The sequence below is a fragment of the Pseudomonas sp. MAG733B genome (assembly GCF_036884845.1).
Classification (GTDB): Bacteria; Pseudomonadota; Gammaproteobacteria; order Pseudomonadales; family Pseudomonadaceae; genus Aquipseudomonas.
In genome coordinates this window covers 3,546,229-3,564,407 of the sequence record NZ_CP145732.1, presented here as the reverse complement: position 1 = coordinate 3,564,407, position 18,179 = coordinate 3,546,229, and the positions used below count along the sequence as shown (strand labels likewise).

The following is an 18,179-nucleotide window of genomic DNA, read 5'->3' as shown; positions in this document are numbered from 1 at the left end:
CCTCTGATCCTGCTGGATGGCGCGCTACAACGTCAGATTGCCCCGCTCCTCCTCCGTCAACTGCCCCCGCGCGCGCTCGTCCAGCACACCGGCGCCCAGCACTTGCACCGGGCTGTTGGGGTTGTACGACGGCGTCGGCACACTGCTGGCGCCGTCACTGCTCGGTGTCAGCGGCTCGGTACCCAGGCTCAGCACCTGTACGGTCACAATCGACGGCAGGTTTTTGCGTGCCGCCGCCTGCTGTTGACGCGACATGTCCTCGGCCGCTTGCGTGGCGGATGTTGCCGCGGAGCTGGCCGACGTGATTGCGCCGGTGTTCACCGAGGCCGTCACCGGGATGCCCGACGACTTGCCCTGCACCTGGATGTTCGCCGCGTTGACTACCCGCAAAGCGATGATGTTGATGTTGCCCGACACCCGAATCCCCGCCTCGCCCGCATCGATGGTGCCCAGCGGTGCGATCAGGTCGATGTCGCCCGGCGGCACTTCGGCAATCGGGTTGAGCGTGGCGATACCGGCACCGGTGCTCGGCACGGTCGGCGACAGTGTCACGTTGCCCCAGGTGTCGTAGATACGTTTGGGCGGCGTGAACACCACGGTGGTTTTCGAACCCCGGCCGGCGTTGATGTCGCCTTCGGCCGACCAGCCGAGAATGCCGCCGCCGAACGTGGTCATGACCCGGCTCTGCCCAAGCAGGATGCTGCCTTGGGAATACAGCTGAATGTTGCCCTCGCCCTGGGTGACGATCCCCGCCGTGGACGGCGGCGCCGCACCTTCGACACCGAACACCTGGCCACCGCCGGGGGTGAGCATCTGAATGTCACCGCCGAACAGCGTCTTCACGCCCGCGCCGCCGTACAACGTGATGTCGCCGTCGTAGCGAATGGTATTGCCCGCCACATCGGTAGTCGGGAACAACGCCGCAATCGCGTTGCGACCGCGCAGGTAACTGCCCTGGCGCGGACCGTTTTCATCGGCGTATTCCAGGCCACCAGCACGCAACTCGGCGAAGTACACCTGACGTGCGAACACGGCTTGCTCGGTGCTCGGCAGTGCGGCGTAGAACGCCCGTGCCTGATCTGCGTTGCCGTTGAATCCGTAGCCCAGGGTCAGCCAGGACAGCAGTTCTTCATCGTAAGTCTTGACCACTTTGCCAGGCTGACCGTTGAGCGGCGTGCCGCTAACGGCCTCGTTTTTCGGGTCCAGGTAACGGGCGATGAAGCGACCGTAATCCGGGCCATCGGCCCCTGCACCCGCCTGCAACACCAGGCTGGCGCCCGGACGTTTATCACCCGCCATTACTGGCCCGATACTGGTGATGCTCGCGCGATCTTCCATCAGGATATTGCGCCCGGCATTGATTTCCAGCGTGCCGGGGCCGGCAATGTCGAAACTGCTGTAAAGAATGTCGCGCCCGGCGGAGACGCGGGAGACGTCGTTTGCGTTGTTGTGGATGAACAGGTTGCCCGTGGCGGTGATGGTGTCACTGCTGTTGCCCATACCATCGCGGTTCACGGCCTGTGGCTGTCCGACGGTTGTACCCGACGCGACGATATCGCGTCCGGCCAACATCCAGACCGGCCCGGCCGCTTCGTACCAGGTGCGTTTGGAGTTGCTGAAACTCAAGGTTTCGCCACTGCGAACGCCAACCAGATCGCCGGTTAGCGCGTAGAACCGCGCAGGGGCCTGAACCCCACTCAAGCCTGAATAGCTCTCGGCACCGAAGGCGAACAATGGATAACGGCTGTTGAGTCCGGGCGAGACGCCATCAGCGCCGCTATTGGACATCAGCGTTATCACTCGCTGACGATCCTTGGCATAACCATTGAACGCAGGCGTAAATGGCGTCGCGATGGACAGCGGGCTGGCACCCGATTGATTGATTGCGTAGCCACCGGCATAGATGGAATCCCCTGCCAACAATTCAAGCTGCCCGGATTGTGAGGGTGCCAACAACAAGGAGTACGAAATGCCCGGATAGTTACTCCCCCCACCATAGAAACCAGCGGACGGCCCGGCATAGATTGAACCTTGCCCGGCGACTGCACGCAGGATCGAGGGCATAACGAATCGATTATCGGTGGGTGAAGTATTGCTACCGCCAGGGATCGTTGAATTGTTGATCGCTTCTGCCATCAATGTACTTGGCGTGAGATTGCCTCCCGCCGAGAAAAGATCGATGGCTGTGTGATCGGTCCATAACGAGAAGCCTGTCAAACCACCGCCCGCATGCACCACCCCATCAGGCGTAGTGAACTGTGTGGAGTTCTGCAGGACTACCCGACCAGGGTCCGCCGCGCCTCCCAACACCAAATCACCTCGGGTATTGAGCTGCATGCCCGAGTCCCCCGGAATCAACACCAGGCCGCCGGTTGCGCTGCTGGTGGTGGCCGTAAACGGATCGTAGCCGCGAGCCTCGCGCTGGTCCTGGTTGCCGGAAAATGAACCGTACTGCAATTGGATTCCACCCACCGCCGAAGCGCTCAGTTGTGCAGCTCCCCGCAGGTTGATCAGCGCACCCTGCAGATCATGATTGGGTGTACCTACCCCGGTCGCTCCCGCCCTGGCTTGCAGTGACGGGTTGAGCGTGCCGCCGATGCGGATATCCATGTCACCGCCACCGGTCAGTTGCAGGCTGCCGTCGCTACCTACGCGCCCGGTGCTGCCTACAGCCACAATCAGTCCTTGGCTGCGTGCGGCCTGATTCGTACCCGTAGATGCCCCCAGCGGTCTAAGCATCCCACTGTCAGTACCCGCCCGCAGGCTGATGTTGCCACCACCGAGCGTGCCGAAACCGGTAAAGCCCACGAGATAGGGTGCGGGGTCTGCATCCGATGTAAGAAGCGGCTGGGTCGCATAGCTACCGAAATTGATCCACCAGGCAGCAGGCACATCGCTGGTGCCGGAGCCTTGGCGCCACAGCCAGTTACCCACGGCAACGCTTGGGTTTTGAACCCGCGTAGGAGCCGCCAGCCTGCGTCCAACCACATCACCGGACACAGAACCGCCCGCATTGATTGTCAGGTTCCCGCCCATCTGTGGAAACCAGGCCTGATACAGGCTATCGCTGCCACCATTGATCCATTTTTCATAGTCACTGCCAGCGCTGCCCAATACCGAACCATCGTCAGACAGCCGACCGCGAGGCAGGTTGTAACGTGGGTCGACATTGTCGGATTGGGTGCCGGCGGTGTACACGCCGAACGGTGAATCCATGCTCAGATTGCCGCTGGCGATCAAGTCAAGATCACCGGTGCCTGTGCGCAACACGCTGAACATTTGCGTATGTGCCTTGGCTGTTTGCCCCACGACGGTCTCGACACAAACCTCCGGATAGCTCTGGCAAAGCGAAAGCTCATTGTCTTTTACCGGTGCGTAATCAGGCATACCTACCCAGTTGCCAGGAGCCCAGGTCCATCGCGCCATCGGTGCACAGGCGCCAGGGTCCCACTCGGCACAAATCAACATGTACTCATCAGAAACAGGTTCGAACGCAGGCATGCCCCAACCATTACCTTCAGCCCACACCAGTCTTGCTGCGCCACTTGTCACGTTCAAACCATAGTGAGTATCTGCGAGCCTCAAGTTGCCTTCGACAGTCAGGGGGTTCACCGTTCGACTGTCGGCCGCCTCCAGATCCGCCCCCGCCACCGTGCGTATCGACCAGGACGCGCTACCTGATGGCAGCATGCTCGCCACCGCCCAATTACGGCCTTGTTGAGTACCAATCAGCGGGCGCAACTCGATAAAAGCGGTGCCATCAGCGAGTTTCACATCCGTCATCGACGGAATCAGCGAACCGCGCAACAACGCCAGCGAACCACTGAGTTTTACGCCAACCGTCGCGTTGTCGAAAATAGTACCCGGCAGCGGCACGCCCTTTGGCCAGAGCATGGCTTGCATCGCGGTGGTTTTGTTCAGCCGTGTACCCGCGCCGAGACGACTGCCCGCCGGTAGGGTGACGTCGGCCCCCAGCAAGGTGCCGGCGGCATACAACAGATTGCCCGCCGCGTCATGCACCGCACCCGCCAACACCGTGCCGGCGCTGAACGTGTACGTTTCGGCCAGTACGCCCTGAGTTGGCAACAGCGTTCCACTGACCATCGTCGCTGCCTGAATAGGCAAGTCATAGTTCAAGGTTGCGCCGACCGTATACTGAGTGCCGTCAGCAAGAGTCACACCCGCACCCGGCACGATCAGATCACCGCCGAATGGTTGCACACCCGACAGCAGTTTCCAGCCGGCGTCGTCCACGGTTTCCGGAGGTGGGGCGAAGCCATCGTTGATGCTGCCGTAGATGTCCAGATTGCCACCGGCGCGAATCACCAGGCTGCCGGACTCGCCGGAACCGTAGACCGACTTCTTCTGCGTGTGCGGGTTGAGGCTGGCGTAACGGTAGCCGGACAAGTCCAGATCGCCTTGCACCACCAGATCGCCGTCAGTGGTCTTGCTGGCGATTTCCACGCCGGGGCGCAGGTGGAATGCATCGGCGTAGGCGGCGTTATTCAGGCCGGCCAGTTTGCGTTGCAGCAAATCCGTATTGGCCAGGGCTGCGTTGATGAACGCGGTGCTGTCGACGTGAATGCCGTCCAGATAAGCCTGATCGATGACCTGGTACGGACGACCGCTGGCGGCCGGGTCGGTGCCGTCGGCGGCATCGATATAGCGCCGTGTGGCGTTGAGCCCAATGGAGCGTGCGCCCTGAATGTTCAGCGCACCGCCGGCATCGATGGAGATATCGCCGGTACCCAAGCGCGGTGCGTTGAGTTCCAGAGTGCCCCGCGCGCGACCGTCAAGCTGTCCCGGCAAATTGCCGATGGCGACGTCAGTGCCGTGACGCAAATCGATCCGCGCACCGGAGGCCAGCGTCAACAGCCCATCGCCGGAGTTCAGCTCGATCATGGCCCGGTTCGGTGCGTCGATGATCTTGCCGTAGCTATCGACCCGCAACATCTGGCCATGGGCATCAAGCACTGCGCTGCCAGCCACGGTCAGGCCATTTTTGCCCGACAGGCGAATGCTGCCGACGCGTTCGCCACTGGCGTCAATCAGACCCACGACGGTAAGACTGCCGTTGTCCACCGAGACATTGACCTCACCGGCCTTGAGCCCGTCGCCAATCACCAGATTGCCCTGCTTGAGCTGGAAGCTGCGACTGCCGAACACCTGTCCGACATTCAAACGCTGGTTGAGGGCGGCGAATTCGCCGTTGAGGTCAGCGCTGCTGCCCAGTCGCTGCGCGCGAATATCCACACCGCCTGCTTTGTACGGCACCCAGGTGCCGCCCGCGTCGTAATAGCCGCTGCTGCTGCCGAGGATTTCCCCCTGTAGATCCACCACCCCGGCGCCCGCCGCCAATGCCACGGCGCTCAGGTTGCCACCCTGATTGTTGACCGCTGACAGGTCGATGCGTGAACCAGCAGCCTGGCGAATATTGCCGTTGCTGCTGTACAGCGCCACGTCGCCGCCCCAGCTGTATTTCTTCACGTCGTTGAACGGCAGCGTGCGTCCGGCCACGTCCAGATAAGTGCCACTGCCCAGGGTCAGATCATCTTCAGCCTTGACCACCAGTTTGCCGCTGGCCAACACGATGCGGCCGTCCAGCAACACGTTGCGTGCTTCGAGATTCAGCTCCGCGCCCAAGGCATCGGCGACGGCAGTGCGGTCGCCGGTTGGCGACGTCAGGGTCAGGCTGTTGCCCGCCTTGAGCAGGTTGACCGAGCCGGCTTCACCGGTGAGCAGCGGCGTGCGCAGGTTGAGGTTGCCGCCGCTGTAGGCATAACCCTTGACCGGGTCGTAAGCGCCCTGTTGTTCGTAAACGGCCAGGCTGCCCTTGTGATTGGCGGTGATGCGTTCGCTGGCATTGAGGTTGACGTTGGCAAAACCCAGCGCCAGGCGATTGTTCTGGTCCAGGCCATTGGGCTGCGGATTCGGGCCATAGCCGAACTCGATGCGTTGCGCCTCGATATTCAGCGTGCCATGGCCAGTGCCTGCGCCGCCGTTGGCCACGGTGCCGGGGGCCTGGGTCGCGCCGTTCCAGATCAGATTGGCGGTGCGAATGGTCGCCACATCACTGGCATCGCCCAGGCCGTAAATGGCCGGTGTCACCAGTATCAGGTTTTCCAGGCGGCTCTTGCCCGTTTGTGGGTCCAGGGTGTCGAGGGTCACGTTGCCGATGAAGTTGAATGAATCGCGGGTGGTCAGGCTCAGGGTTTCCAGAGCTGGCGCACCGAATTGCGTGTCGCCGCGCAGCAGTCGATCGAGGACGTTCTGGTTCAGGGTCAGGCCGGCCGGCAAGCGACCGCTCGCCGCCGCAAGCGCTTCGGCGCTGCCGGCGTTCACCGCGCCGACGGCCAGCGCCAGGTGACGCGTGCCGAAACGCACCGCTTCGCCCAACTCAAATTGATTGTCGGTGGCGGCGGTGATGCTGCCGTTGGAATAGAGCAACGAAGGATTGAGGCAACCCTGCGCCGGGCAGGTACCGATCCGGATACTGCCGGCGCCCCCTCCGTTAGTGCCCGCGTCCGGCGCCAGCACATTGGTCCAACCGTTGGACACCATCAACAGGCTGGCTTGCCCTGGTTGATAGATGAAGCCCGCCGTGGAGTCATAGGGTACGTTCCCACGCCCCAGCGTATTAATGCCCGCCCCCGCTTCAAGGGTAATGCCGCCAGTGAGGCCCGTCGTCCACAGGACGACTTCAGGTGCCGAGAGCATCGCGCCCTCGCGCAGGGCAATGCTCCTGGTATCACCTCTGAATTGAATGAAGTTGCCCGCAGTGTCGTATTGCACAAACGGCGTTGCACCGATGGCCAAACGCCCGGCCCCAAGATTGTTCAGGGCGTCGGCATGCAACGAAACACCGTCGAAGCCCTGAGTGCTGACGGCACCAGCGCCAAGAATTTCAAAAGCCCATGATCCCCTTACCGCTGCGGTGCCAAGCACACCGCCCTCGGCGGCAGCGAACAATGCCTTGCCGTTGAAATCCAGGGCTGTGTCACGATCACTTGATTTGAACAAAAACGTCAGTGATTTGCCGTCCAGGGTCGTTTGCCCGCGCGGCACCCCACGACGTGCAGCGTCGCTGTTAACGAATTGGTTGTAGCTGGTTTCGTTGTATTGGGAATAGCGGCGCAGCACCTCCGCCGACGTCAGGATGACCTGGCTGGAAAGACTGTCACGCAGCCCGGTATTGGCAATCGACATTTGTCCGGAACTGGCCCAGGAACCATTGCGCATTTTCAGCGCGCCGTTGATTGCGCCCGGCGTAGCCTGACCGTTGACTTCGACCCGGAAGGCGCCGGGCAGCAAGGCAAAGGTCGATGGCAACAGGGTGTAAGTACCCGCTGCCAGGCCTGGAACACCGGCACCGATGCTGATCTGCTGGCCAATGCGTGGATCACTGGCGCCCGCCTCGCCAAGCATCGGTGCATAGGCGTTCTGATTGCCCGGCACGATGGCATACACCGGGTTACTGCTCAGGCCCGGCAGGCTGAATGTGCCGTCAGCCGCGTTGCGAACCAAGGGGCTGAAACGCGCATCGGTAGAACCGCCACGCCCGGAGACAAATCCGGCACCGCGCAAATCCCCGCCCCCGGACAGGTCGATCAGCGAGCCGGTTTGCGCGTCGACGTACTGGCCACTCAGGACCACACCGGTATTCTCGTTGGCAATCCCTTGCAGCACCACGGACTGGCCGTTGTATCGGTAGTCGGTGCCATCGGTTGTGCCGCCATACGGCATGACCAATCCGGCGCCACTGACCGAGGTCACGCTGCCCGGCAATAAGTGAATGGTCCGGGTATCGCCAAACGCATCGTTGCCCAACGTGATCAAACCCAAGGGGGCGCGAATGACCCCGCCTTGCTCGATACTCCCCCCGTACAGTTTCAGCCTGCCAAACACCGAATAAGGTGGCACGGCCGGTGCCGCACCATTGCCGCTGATGCTCAGCGTACGGTCGGGATCTATCCTGCTCTCGCTCTGATACCCGGCGCGTATATCGGACCAGACCCGGGTGCCCGGATAGATCTGTGCCGCGCGCAAGTGCATATCGCCCGCTGTCCACACCCTGGAACCCGTCTGGAAATCCGGTTTTGCGAGCAAACGTATGTCGCCACTGCTGTCGAGGGTGACCAGGTCAAAACTGCGGCGACTGACCGCCATGGTCGCCCCGTTGAGCAATTTGATCAGCCCGTCGCTACCGAACGAGAAGGCATTGCCCAGATCAAGCAAATTCGCGGTGGCGCTCAACTGCGCGGCCGATAACCGGTTGGTGGGAGTGTTCAGTACCCGGGGGCGGGTTAACGCGCTGGGAGGGGTGTAATACTCACCCAACCCCGACAGACGCACGTAAGGCGCAGCCAGATTAATGCGCGCCGTATCCTTGGAGCTTTCGGCCAGGGAGAGTGATCCTGCGTACAGACTCAGACTCTGGTTCATGTGCAGATCGACATCACCGTCGAACGTCAGCAGGCCGTTGCTCAACAGGCTGAGGCTATCGAAGCCGCCGCTCATCAATTGATCGGCGCTCAGTCGGGTATAGCCATAACGCAGCGGTGCAGCGACCTCTCCAGGCCGCAAATCGGCGGGTAGCCGCACGTCGTCCGGCCCTTGGCCAATGATCAGCTCCCTTGGAACCCGAACAGCGTTGCTTCCCTGGGTATCGCGATACAACGGCGAATCGAGGGCGATCTCCAGACGTCCCCCGGCTGCACCAGCCCCGCCAGCGGCGGCACGCAGGGTGCCGTCGATGAACAACCCGTTGTAGGAACTCAAGGCAATTCGCCCGCCGTCGGTGGCGATCCGGGTCGGGCCAGTGCCGGCAATATCCAGCACGGCCTCGGCACCGGACGCCTCCAGACGAGCGCCCGGCCGAACGATCACATAGGCATCCGCCGATGTCGCGGTGGCCTTTTTAGCGTCGATCTCGCCGCCAATGATGATGCTGCCGCCCTTGCCCACCTGACCGTAGACACGGCCCAGCGCATCGACCGCCGTAGTTGCGCGCCCCGCCACGTCCAGCACCGCATGGTCACCGATCCAGATCGAACGAGTATGGGCCGTCGGATCCGCCTCCTGCTGCGAGGTTTCAACATCGATCGACCCGAACTGCTGCTGACGAATGTCGAGGATGCCGCCCCAGGCGTTGAGTTCACCGTCAACGGTCAGCTGGCCGGCACTGCGCAAGTTGATACGCTGGCCTGGGTCGACGCTGATGCGCGCGCCTTGGCCGATGGTCAAGATACTGTTCAGCGGGTCTATCTGATTGATCTGGCTGCCGCCCGCTTGCAGTGACAGACTCGCGCCACCGCGTTGGGTCAGCACGCCTTTGGCCGGGTTCTCCTGGAACAGGGTTGGTGTCCACAGCTCCAATGCCGTCAGCGGATCGGCACCACCGGCTTGGTTCGCTGCCGAATCGGAAAAACGGTAGACCGGCATGGACACATCGACCACCGCATCGTCCGCCACTTGCAGGGTCGTCAGGCCGATGATGTTGTAGGCCGAGAACCCCTTGTTGAACGTATCCGCCGCCAGTCGCAAGGTGTGATCGGCCAGTGGGTCGTCAGACTCGCCGATCAACACTTTGTTGGCCTGGATCTTCAGTGTGCCACCGCCCGTGACGCCGTAACCGCGCACTTCGCCGTCCATGATCAATTGCGATTGGCCCGGCAGGGTGTCTGCACTGGATTCAAGGGAGACGTCGCCGCCCTTGCCGCCCCGGGTCTTGCCATTGCTCAACACCGCGCCGCCGGACGAAACGTCGATAACGCTGCCGCTGGCCACAGTGATATCGCCGGTGCTGCGGATCGACACCAGGCCACCATTCAAATAGGCCAGGTTGTTGGCATCGGTCGGATCGATACGCGAATTGACCCACAGACCACGGGTGTCCAGGTGCACGCCTTCGGCCACCGTCACCGTCGTGGGTTTGCTGGTTTGCGCCAGACCGGTCCCCAAACGCAGACTACCGGCGCGGGCGGTCAGATCCGCGTTCACCCGCACATCCTGACCGTACAAGGTGATGTCACCGCCACTGTCCACGGTCACGGCTTCATTGACTTCAACCTTGTCCTTGGCCGCGACTTTCAACGCGCCCAGACGGAAACCATTGAGCATGTCGGTATCAAGGAACAGCTTGCCTTTGCGGTCATCGGACACCGCGCCGGTCAACCCCAGGTCGCTGCCATCGGCGGGACGCTCACCGCCGATCTGCACCTGATCGAGCATGGCGAGGTGCTGATACACCAGGCCGTTGGTGGTGGCCGACCAACTTGGATCATAAGTACCGACGATCAACTGCGCCCGGCGCGCCCTGGCAGTCTGCGCCTGGTCATAGCCGTCGAGCCCGGCACGAGGCGCCTGGTTCTGACGTTCGCCCTGGAACACTTCGCCCACCAACTGGCCATCGAGCACCGCGTTGTTGGTGGCGATCACCAGTTGCCCGGCGTCGCGTCCAACCGAGTAACCGGACTCGAAACGTTGTCTCGGCGCGATCAGCGGGTTGAAGAAATAACGGGTCTGGCCCCAGCGTTCGCTATGGTCTTCATAACCTTTGTAGAGGCCGGTGTAGAGGATGTCGCCCGGTGCCCGCGAGACTTCGTACAAACGGCCATCGGCGCCGCGCAACCAGCTCTGGCGAATGAAACCGCTCTGTACATCGAGGGTGCCGCCGGACAGATTGATCACCGAGCCCTTCTCGGTCACCACGTCATTGCCGGTGAAACTTACCGTGCCACCCTGGGCCATCCACTCGCCGATGCTGTGCCCCTGCGTGCCGAGGTAACCACCGACTTCCAGCAGACCACCGGCCGTGTACCAACGGTCAGTGGCATAGCCGTTGGTGCCGGCCGGCACGAAGATCAGCTCGCGCACATCGACCCATACATCATTGCTGTTGAGTGCGCCGCTTTCGCGGTTGATCGATGAGTCGCGCTGCTCGTTGCCTTGCACGTTGATCTTGATGTTGTTGCTTTCCATCGCCACTTTGACGCCCAGCGCCCCGGACACATCGATCAGCGCGCCGTTGCGCACCAGGCTGCGTTGCCCCGCCGCCACCGCGACCTGGCCACCGGTGGCGAGCGTCACCGAACCGTTCTGAAACTCGACGGTTCCGCCGCTGCCGATGTCGATGCGCGACTGGTCACTGCGAATACGGTTGTTGAGCGTCACCCCGATCAATGCCGCATCGTGCTGACTATCCAAGGCAGTGAGGTCGCTGCTGTCGAGCATGATCGCGCTGACACTGCCCTGGCCGAGGGTCACGCTGCCGCTGGCGTCGGTAGCGGGGTTGAGCAAATGAATCGTGCCACGGGTATTCACCGAGGTACTCGCCAGCAACACGCCGTTTTGCGCTACTTCATGACCGGTCATGGTGATGTCGCCGGTCGAGGCCTGGATCAGCCCGGTGTTGCTGACCTTGCCCGAACCACCGGCCTTAAATCCCGGAATGACCTCACTGCCAAACGTGGTGGAAAAGCCATTGCCTTCGGTGCCCGAGCCTTTGCGAATGTAAAAGCGGTCACCGGCGCCGAGCACGGTCTGGCCCTTGGCGGTGCTGATGGAACCGGCGTTCTCGACTTCGTTGCCCAGCAGCAAAACGTAACCACCGGAGTCGGTGGACCGCGTCGGCTTGTGGGTTTCAATCCGCGCCCCGCGCTCCACCAGCACTTTGCCGGCGGCATCGGTAAAGGTCGGCTGGCTGCCGGTGCTGTCGTAGTACAGGCCGCGATCGCGGAACTGGGCATCGCTGATGTTCGTCGCCGCCGCCACCAGGTTGCGTACATTCACCTGGCTGGTGCCGCTGAACACGATGCCGTTGCGGTTGATCAGCATCACCGTGCCGTCACCTTTGATCTGGCCCTGGATCTGGCTGGCCCGCGCACTCGGGTCGTTGACGCGGTTGAGCACCGCCCAGTTCGACTGCTGAGCGAACTCGACGGTGGTATTGCGCCCGACGTTAAAGGTTTCCCAGTTGAGAATTGCCTTGTCGGCGGTCTGCTCGATCTTCACCGTGGTCTTGCCATTGGCCTGGGTCTGCTGCGGCCCCTTGGCGTTCTGCCAACCTTGGGCCAGGCCGGTATCGACTTTCAAGCCACCCTCGCCCAGGCCGTCTGGCACGAACTGTACGGTGGCGAACGCCGCTGCCCGCCCGGCGGCCTGCGCCGCCTGTTGGGCGGCAATGGCGGCCACGGTGTTGTTCAGCGTTTGCACCGAACGTTGCAGTTGTTGCCTGGCCCGCTGCTGTTGCGCCAAGGGCGGTGTCATGCCTGGCAAACCACCGCCCGGCCGCGATGCCGCCGCCTGCTGCGCCGCGCCCTTGGCGGCAAACCAGCTGGAACTGAACGCCGTCGCCGCCTCGGCACTGCCGGCCACCAGGCACAGCGCAATCGCCTGCGCCAGCGGCTTGAGCAACCACAGCGCCGGGTCCACGGAACGCGCGGCATCACGGCGTGCAGACAAGGAATGGGTATTGCGACGGGCTTGGCGAACGAGCATCACTACTAAGTCCTTTTCAATTGGCGCAAGAGGCCGCAGGCCGAGTAGAACCTGCTGTTACGACATAGGCGGTTGGCGAGGCGCAGGACCGAACGGATGTCACACAAACTTCATGATTGGGGAGTAGCCGCAAAAAAATGGCAGCCTCAAAGGGCTGCCATTCAAAGTCACCGCGTCATCGTTCATCGCTAGCAGGCTAGCTCCCACAGGGGGGCGCATTTCAAATGTGGAAGCTAGCCTGCTAGCGATAGCGTCAGAACATTCAACCCACAACTGAAGCCAGGCATTAACTAAGCACCACCACCCCACCCGGCAACTCAGTGCACTTGACCCCATACGCATCGCGAATCAACAACGCCACCCCCGCCAATTGATCCAGGCTGAATCGCGCCTGTACCTTGCGCTTGCCCAGCTCACTATTGAGTAACAGCAGCATGCCCGGACGGTAGCGGTTGATCTCATCGATCACCGACGCCAGCGTGGCGTCGTTGAACACCAATACTTGCTGACGCCAGGCAATGACCGTCGACGTATCGATTGTTTGCGGCGTGCCGACCTGACGGACGTCATAGGTCAGTTGCTGGCCGGATTCCAGGCGAATGCTGTGGCCCAGCGCGTCCACTTGCAGCGCCCCTTCCAGGCAAGTGACACATACACTCTGATTGAGATTGCGCAGATTGAACCGGGCTTGACTGGCGCTCAGCCAACCGCCTCCAGCCTGTACTTTGAGGGGCGTATCGGCGTGTGCCAGGACTTCGACTTCACCGCTGAGCAATTCGAGGGCCTGACTGCCATCGGCGCTTTGCTGGCGATTGATACGCGTCTGTGTATTGAGTTCCAGGCTCACACCATCGGCCAGATCAAACCGACGCTGCTCCCCGACTTCGGTGATGTAGTCCGCGCCCAGCCCGGAAAATCCGCCCGGCACTGTCCCGCGAATGAGGAAGAACGCCACGGACGCCGCGATGGCTCCACCAAGAAACGCCCGCCGCCCCAGATGCCGCGGTGCCTGCATTTGTTCGACCGCCGGGCGCAACTGCTGCCACAACACCTTGGCCTGCTCAAACGCTAGGGCATGTTCAGGGCTTTGCGCACACCACTCGCGCAAGGCACGGGCATCGGCAACGGTCGCCCGGCCGGAGGTCAACAGGACCAACCAACCCTGGGCTTCGCGAGTGAGCCGGTCCTGAGGCTCGGCCTCAGGTGGCGAAATTCGAAAGATGTTCAAAGCGCGGGGGTACTCACGGATTATTCGGGACTCTACTATCAAGACGGTTTTCCCGCGCCGGGACCGAACCGCTGAATGACTTTTCTTTCCAGCCGTCCTGCGCAATGGCCCAAAGCGGCTTTGATTTCCTTCTCGACCATCCGTGTCGAAATGCCGAAACGTTGTGAGATTTCCAGGTGCGGCGCCTCTTCCAGGCGTGCGGCGATAAAGATTTTGCGGCGACGCGCGGGCAATTCGTACAGAGCTTTTAGCAACAACTGGATTTCTTTCTGCCCGCCTACTACACGGGCCGGATCCAGCGCCTCATCGGATACCTGCAACAGCTCTTCCACTTCACTGCCCGTCAACAAGCGGGCGTCCGACTGGCGACGGTCGGCGGCGATGTTCAGCGCCATGCGATACAGATAGGCATTGGGCTGGGCGATATCCGGCACTTCCTCCATGCGGTCGACCCGCAGGTAGGTTTCATGCAATACATCATTGGCCAGATCCTCGGATCCCAGACGACGACGCAAGCGCACCTTGAAGTCGTCATAGGATGTCAGGAACAGCCTGACCATCGATTTTTCCCCGGTGTCTTTCATCCCCCGGAAACTCCTTTCCACTGTGGGCATTCCATGCGTTTTCCTGACGACTCCGGTAACAAAAGCAGCGTGACCGGCTGGCTCAAAGAGCTTGGCGCCGGCCGTTCGATGTTCAGGTTGCGTAAACTTTCCACCAGCGCGGCATCGCGCTGCACATCTCCCGTGGAACTGACCAGCCTGCTGTGCTGAACCACACCGTCGCGGCCGATCCACAACTGGAGCAAGGCGCGAAAACTGCCAGGCCGGACCAATGGCGAGCGGCACAGGCTGCGTTCGATCGCCGCTTGAATCGATGTCGCATAACTACTGCCTGCGAGGGGCGAACCCTGCGCCACAGGCCCCGAAACGGCTGGCACCGGCGCAACCGTTGCTTTCTGCAAGGTAAAGGCATCCGCCCTGGCATATCGGGCCATCAGCCCACTGCCGCTGAGCATCTGACTCAGGGCATCGCTGGCGCTCATGCTGCCCTTGACGGCGAGTGAGCGTCTGCCACGGGTCAGTTGGCGATCCACCAAAACGGCCATGCCGGTCGAACGACTGAACTGCTCAAGTGCGCCGGCCAGTTCCTGTGCGGGAATATCCAGTATTTGAGGCGCAGCCGTATCGAGCGGCCCGGCGTTGGCCACCGATGTGATCAGCCAAAGCAGCAACGCCAGGCAACCCTGACGAACAGGAGTCGACGATCTCTGGCGCGCATCCTTGACTCTGCCTCGCTGCACGGCTGACCTATCCCTGAAAACCGTCATCCTGATGACTGTTTATGACTCTGGTGTGACGGGCCGTGCAAAAAAACCATCACGAGATATCAAATCGCTATGGATTAGACTCAAGCCCATCCATGGCCCGTTCGGGCTGGACAGGAGGTCTTGAATGAGTACGTTATCGAGGATCGCATCGGGCGTATTGCTGATGAGTGCTTTGTCACTGGCGCACGCAGTGGAGCCGTCGGGTTGCGTAGAGGTGTCGGTTGCCGGGTACAAGGCGCCGGACTACGACTGCCTGAGCCAGCAGATGGGCAATAACCCCGAGGGGGCCGCTGCCGCGCAAAAGAATCTGGAAGCGATGAATGTGCCGGTCAACAAACGCCCGCCAAACCAGGTGGGTTTGGCGACTCCGGCAGCCACCAGCACGCGCATGGGCAATACCTTCGGCAACTCGGTGAAACCGCAGCGCCCCGCTCCGGCGCCCTGAAGGTTCCTGTAGGAGCTGTCGAGTGAAACGAGGCTGCGATCTTTTGATCTGATAAAAGCCAGATCAAAAGATCGCAGCCTCCGGCAGCTCCTACGGGGCTTCAGGTGCTCGGCGTTTGCCGAAAACTCACGGCAAGGCGATTCCAGCTGTTGATGGTGGTGACCGCAATGGTCAGGTCCACCAGTTCGGCTTCGTTGAATTGCGCCCGGGCCTGCTCATAGACATCGTCCGGCACATTATTTTGCGACAGCAGCGTCACCGCTTCAGTCCAGGCCAGGGCCGCGCGCTCGCGGGGGTTGAAGAAGTTGCTGTCGCGCCAGACCACGATGGAATACAGGCGTCGGTCGGTCTCACCGAGGCGCCGGGCGTCCACCGAGTGCATGTCGGTGCAGAACGCACAGCCGTTGAGCTGCGATGCGCGGATCTTGATCAGATGCAGCAACGCCGGCTCGATGCTCAGACTGCTGGTCAGGGCCTCCATGGCGATCATCGCTTTCATCGCTTTGGGCGAAGCGCTGTAGTAATCCAGTCGGGGGTTCATGGAGTGACCTCATGCAGCGGTGATGTGTCGTTCAAGGTAACCATTGATACACCCGTGATACAGATCCAATTCTGCGAAAAAACCCTGTACCACCCGAAAGCAGACCAATTGACGGTTTTTCTGCTACTCAACTTCTGACAACGACTGGTTGCGGGTAATCTGGCGCGACGCACACGCGCCCCAATTGCATCGGAGCTACGCCGGTATGGAACTACATGTTGTCATTAACGGCCGCAAGGATCTGTCGGGCCAGTTGTACAACCAACTGCGCAGCGCCATCGAATCGGGTCGTCTGACAGCAGGGACGCAGCTTCCACCGAGCCGCTTGCTCGCCGAGCAACTGGGCATTTCGCGCAAGACCATTTCCGATACCTACGCGCAACTGACCTACGAAAATTACCTCACCGGGGTAATCGGCAAGGGCACTTACGTCAATGCCCGCGCTTCGAAAATCGAGCGCAAACAAAGCCATTCGGAGTTGGCCGGTTTCGAGGTGATCGAGTCCTGGCGCAACCTGCCGGTGTTTTTGCGCCACCCGACGCTGGAAGGCTCACTGCGTTATGACTTCATTGGCGGCGCCACCAGCAAAGGCCAGTTTCCCCAGGACGACTGGCGGCGCTGTACGTCCCACGCCTTGCGCCAGATCGCTGCATCCAAAGGCTTCTACAGCCTGCCCGAAGGCCTGCCGGCGCTGCGCAATGCCATCGCGCGGCATATCGCGTTTTCCCGTGGGGTCAATTGCCAGGATGAAGACGTGGTGGTGTGCAACGGCGCCCAGCAGGCGCTGGACCTGATCTCCCGCGTACTGATCCGCCCCGGCAGCATCGTCGCCATGGAAGACCCCGGTTATCCGCCGGCGCGCCTATTGTTTGGCACCCACGGCGCCACGGTGATTGGCGTACCGGTGGATGCCGAAGGTATCCAGGTGGACAAGATTCCCCTCGGCACACGGCTGATCTACGTCACGCCTTCACACCAGTTCCCGCTTGGCATGCCGATGAGCCAGGCACGACGGGTGGCGCTATTGGCCAGGGCCCATGAACTGGGCGCGATCATCATCGAGGACGACTACGACAGCGAATTCCGCTACGAAGGCCGCCCCACGGACTCGCTGCAAAGCATGGATGAGCGCGGCATCGTTGCCTACGTCGGCACTTTCTCGAAAACCCTGCTGCCGGAGTTGCGCCTGGGTTACGCGATCCTGCCGCCGGCGATCCTTGAAGCGGTGGTGCGCGCCAAGCAACTCACCGACCTACACACTTCCACCCTGCCCCAGTGGGCGCTGGCCAAATTCATCGCTGAAGGCTGCCTGCTCAAGCACATTCGCCGCTGCCATACGATCTATGCGGGCCGGCGTGACCGGATCCTCGCGCGCATGTCGGGTGATCTCGCACCTTGGCTTGAGGCGGTGCCGACCACGGCCGGTTTTCACATGGTGGTGCTGTGCAAGGTACCGATCGATGTTGCGCTGGTGATCGAACTGGCGAAAAAGGTGGAAGTCGGGCTCTACGCGATCGACAGCTTTTTCTATCAGCAACCGCCGCAAGCCGGGTTTTTCCTGGGGTTTGGCGCCATCGAAACCCTGGACATCGACACCGCACTTGACCGTTTGAGAGATATTTTGCAACAGCTTGCGTAATTGGACTGCGTCTTTATCCGGCGATTGGCTATTGGTGGTCCGGGGGTGCAGGCCTATCCTGCAAAGGCGTTATCTCTCAATGAGCAGGATTCGTCCGGCCTGATTCAGGAGTGTTAGCAATGTCCTACAAAGTGATCAATACCGTAAAGGTGCAGGCCGTCGCCGGCCGCTCGGAAGAACTGGGTAAGCAACTGCAAAAGATTGTCGACACCCTGCGCGAACTACCGGGCTGTGACTCCTATATGGTCGACCGCTGCCCTGAGGACAGTAATCGCTGGACCGTCAGCGCCCACTGGCAATCGGAATCGGCGATGCAGTCGCATTTCAACAGTCCCCAGGTGCAAGGCTTCATCGACCTGATCGACTGCCAACTGGCGAATGCCGTCGACTTCAACAGCTTTCCGATCCGTTAGAAAACCAGTTAAAGATCGCAGCCTTTTGGCCGTTTCCGCAGGGTATGGGTACCCCTGCGGAAATGACCGGAGGCTGCGATCTTTT

General features: G+C 61.4%; 8 protein-coding genes. 3 read left to right on the top strand and 5 right to left on the bottom strand.

What is annotated here, in order from left to right:
• Positions 1 to 24: 24 nt before the first annotated feature.
• The 4 genes from V6Z53_RS16535 to V6Z53_RS16520 form a co-directional block, all read right to left on the bottom strand.
• Positions 25 to 12,498 (bottom strand): filamentous haemagglutinin family protein, encoded by a 12,474-nt coding sequence (locus tag V6Z53_RS16535; RefSeq protein ID WP_338580665.1) that lies wholly within the window; start codon positions 12,496 to 12,498, stop codon positions 25 to 27.
• A 286-nt stretch (positions 12,499 to 12,784) separates the two neighbouring features.
• Positions 12,785 to 13,726 (bottom strand): FecR family protein, encoded by a 942-nt coding sequence (locus tag V6Z53_RS16530; RefSeq protein ID WP_338580663.1) that lies wholly within the window; start codon positions 13,724 to 13,726, stop codon positions 12,785 to 12,787.
• 38 nt (positions 13,727 to 13,764) lie between these two features.
• Positions 13,765 to 14,310 carry a sigma-70 family RNA polymerase sigma factor gene (locus V6Z53_RS16525; protein ID WP_338580662.1) on the bottom strand — a complete coding sequence of 182 codons (546 nt, stop codon included), beginning with the start codon at positions 14,308 to 14,310 and terminating at the stop codon, positions 13,765 to 13,767.
• Entirely contained in the window at positions 14,307 to 15,029 is a 723-nt protein-coding gene (locus V6Z53_RS16520; protein WP_338580661.1) for a secretin and TonB N-terminal domain-containing protein, read from the bottom strand. Before V6Z53_RS16520 ends, V6Z53_RS16525 begins: the two co-directional genes overlap by 4 nt.
• A 151-nt stretch (positions 15,030 to 15,180) precedes the next feature.
• Between V6Z53_RS16520 and V6Z53_RS16515 the strand changes: the two genes are divergently transcribed.
• Positions 15,181 to 15,501: a hypothetical protein gene (locus V6Z53_RS16515; protein ID WP_338580659.1), complete on the top strand. Its 321-nt coding sequence runs from the start codon at positions 15,181 to 15,183 to the stop codon at positions 15,499 to 15,501.
• Positions 15,502 to 15,601: 100 nt separating this feature from the next.
• Here the strand turns inward: V6Z53_RS16515 and V6Z53_RS16510 are convergent, their stop codons facing one another.
• A complete protein-coding gene (locus tag V6Z53_RS16510; protein ID WP_338580657.1) occupies positions 15,602 to 16,042 on the bottom strand; it encodes a carboxymuconolactone decarboxylase family protein in 441 nt (146 codons plus the stop codon).
• 205 nt (positions 16,043 to 16,247) lie between these two features.
• Here V6Z53_RS16510 and V6Z53_RS16505 point away from each other — a divergent pair, with 205 nt between their 5' ends.
• Positions 16,248 to 17,681 (top strand): PLP-dependent aminotransferase family protein, encoded by a 1,434-nt coding sequence (locus V6Z53_RS16505; RefSeq protein ID WP_338580656.1) that lies wholly within the window; start codon positions 16,248 to 16,250, stop codon positions 17,679 to 17,681.
• A gap of 119 nt (positions 17,682 to 17,800) precedes the next feature.
• Positions 17,801 to 18,094, top strand: coding sequence for an antibiotic biosynthesis monooxygenase family protein (locus V6Z53_RS16500; protein ID WP_150734329.1), 294 nt, complete (start codon positions 17,801 to 17,803; stop codon positions 18,092 to 18,094).
• Positions 18,095 to 18,179: the final 85 nt, after the last annotated feature.

Bases quoted from the DNA above. Each gene is read 5' to 3' on its own strand.
- V6Z53_RS16535 (WP_338580665.1), bottom strand. From the start codon at position 12,498: ATGCTCGTTCGCCAAGCCCGTCGCAATACCCATTCCTTGTCTGCACGC.
- V6Z53_RS16500 (WP_150734329.1), top strand. From the start codon at position 17,801: ATGTCCTACAAAGTGATCAATACCGTAAAGGTGCAGGCCGTCGCCGGC.
- V6Z53_RS16515 (WP_338580659.1), top strand. From the start codon at position 15,181: ATGAGTACGTTATCGAGGATCGCATCGGGCGTATTGCTGATGAGTGCT.
- V6Z53_RS16505 (WP_338580656.1), top strand. From the start codon at position 16,248: ATGGAACTACATGTTGTCATTAACGGCCGCAAGGATCTGTCGGGCCAG.
- V6Z53_RS16510 (WP_338580657.1), bottom strand. From the start codon at position 16,042: ATGAACCCCCGACTGGATTACTACAGCGCTTCGCCCAAAGCGATGAAA.
- V6Z53_RS16525 (WP_338580662.1), bottom strand. From the start codon at position 14,310: ATGAAAGACACCGGGGAAAAATCGATGGTCAGGCTGTTCCTGACATCC.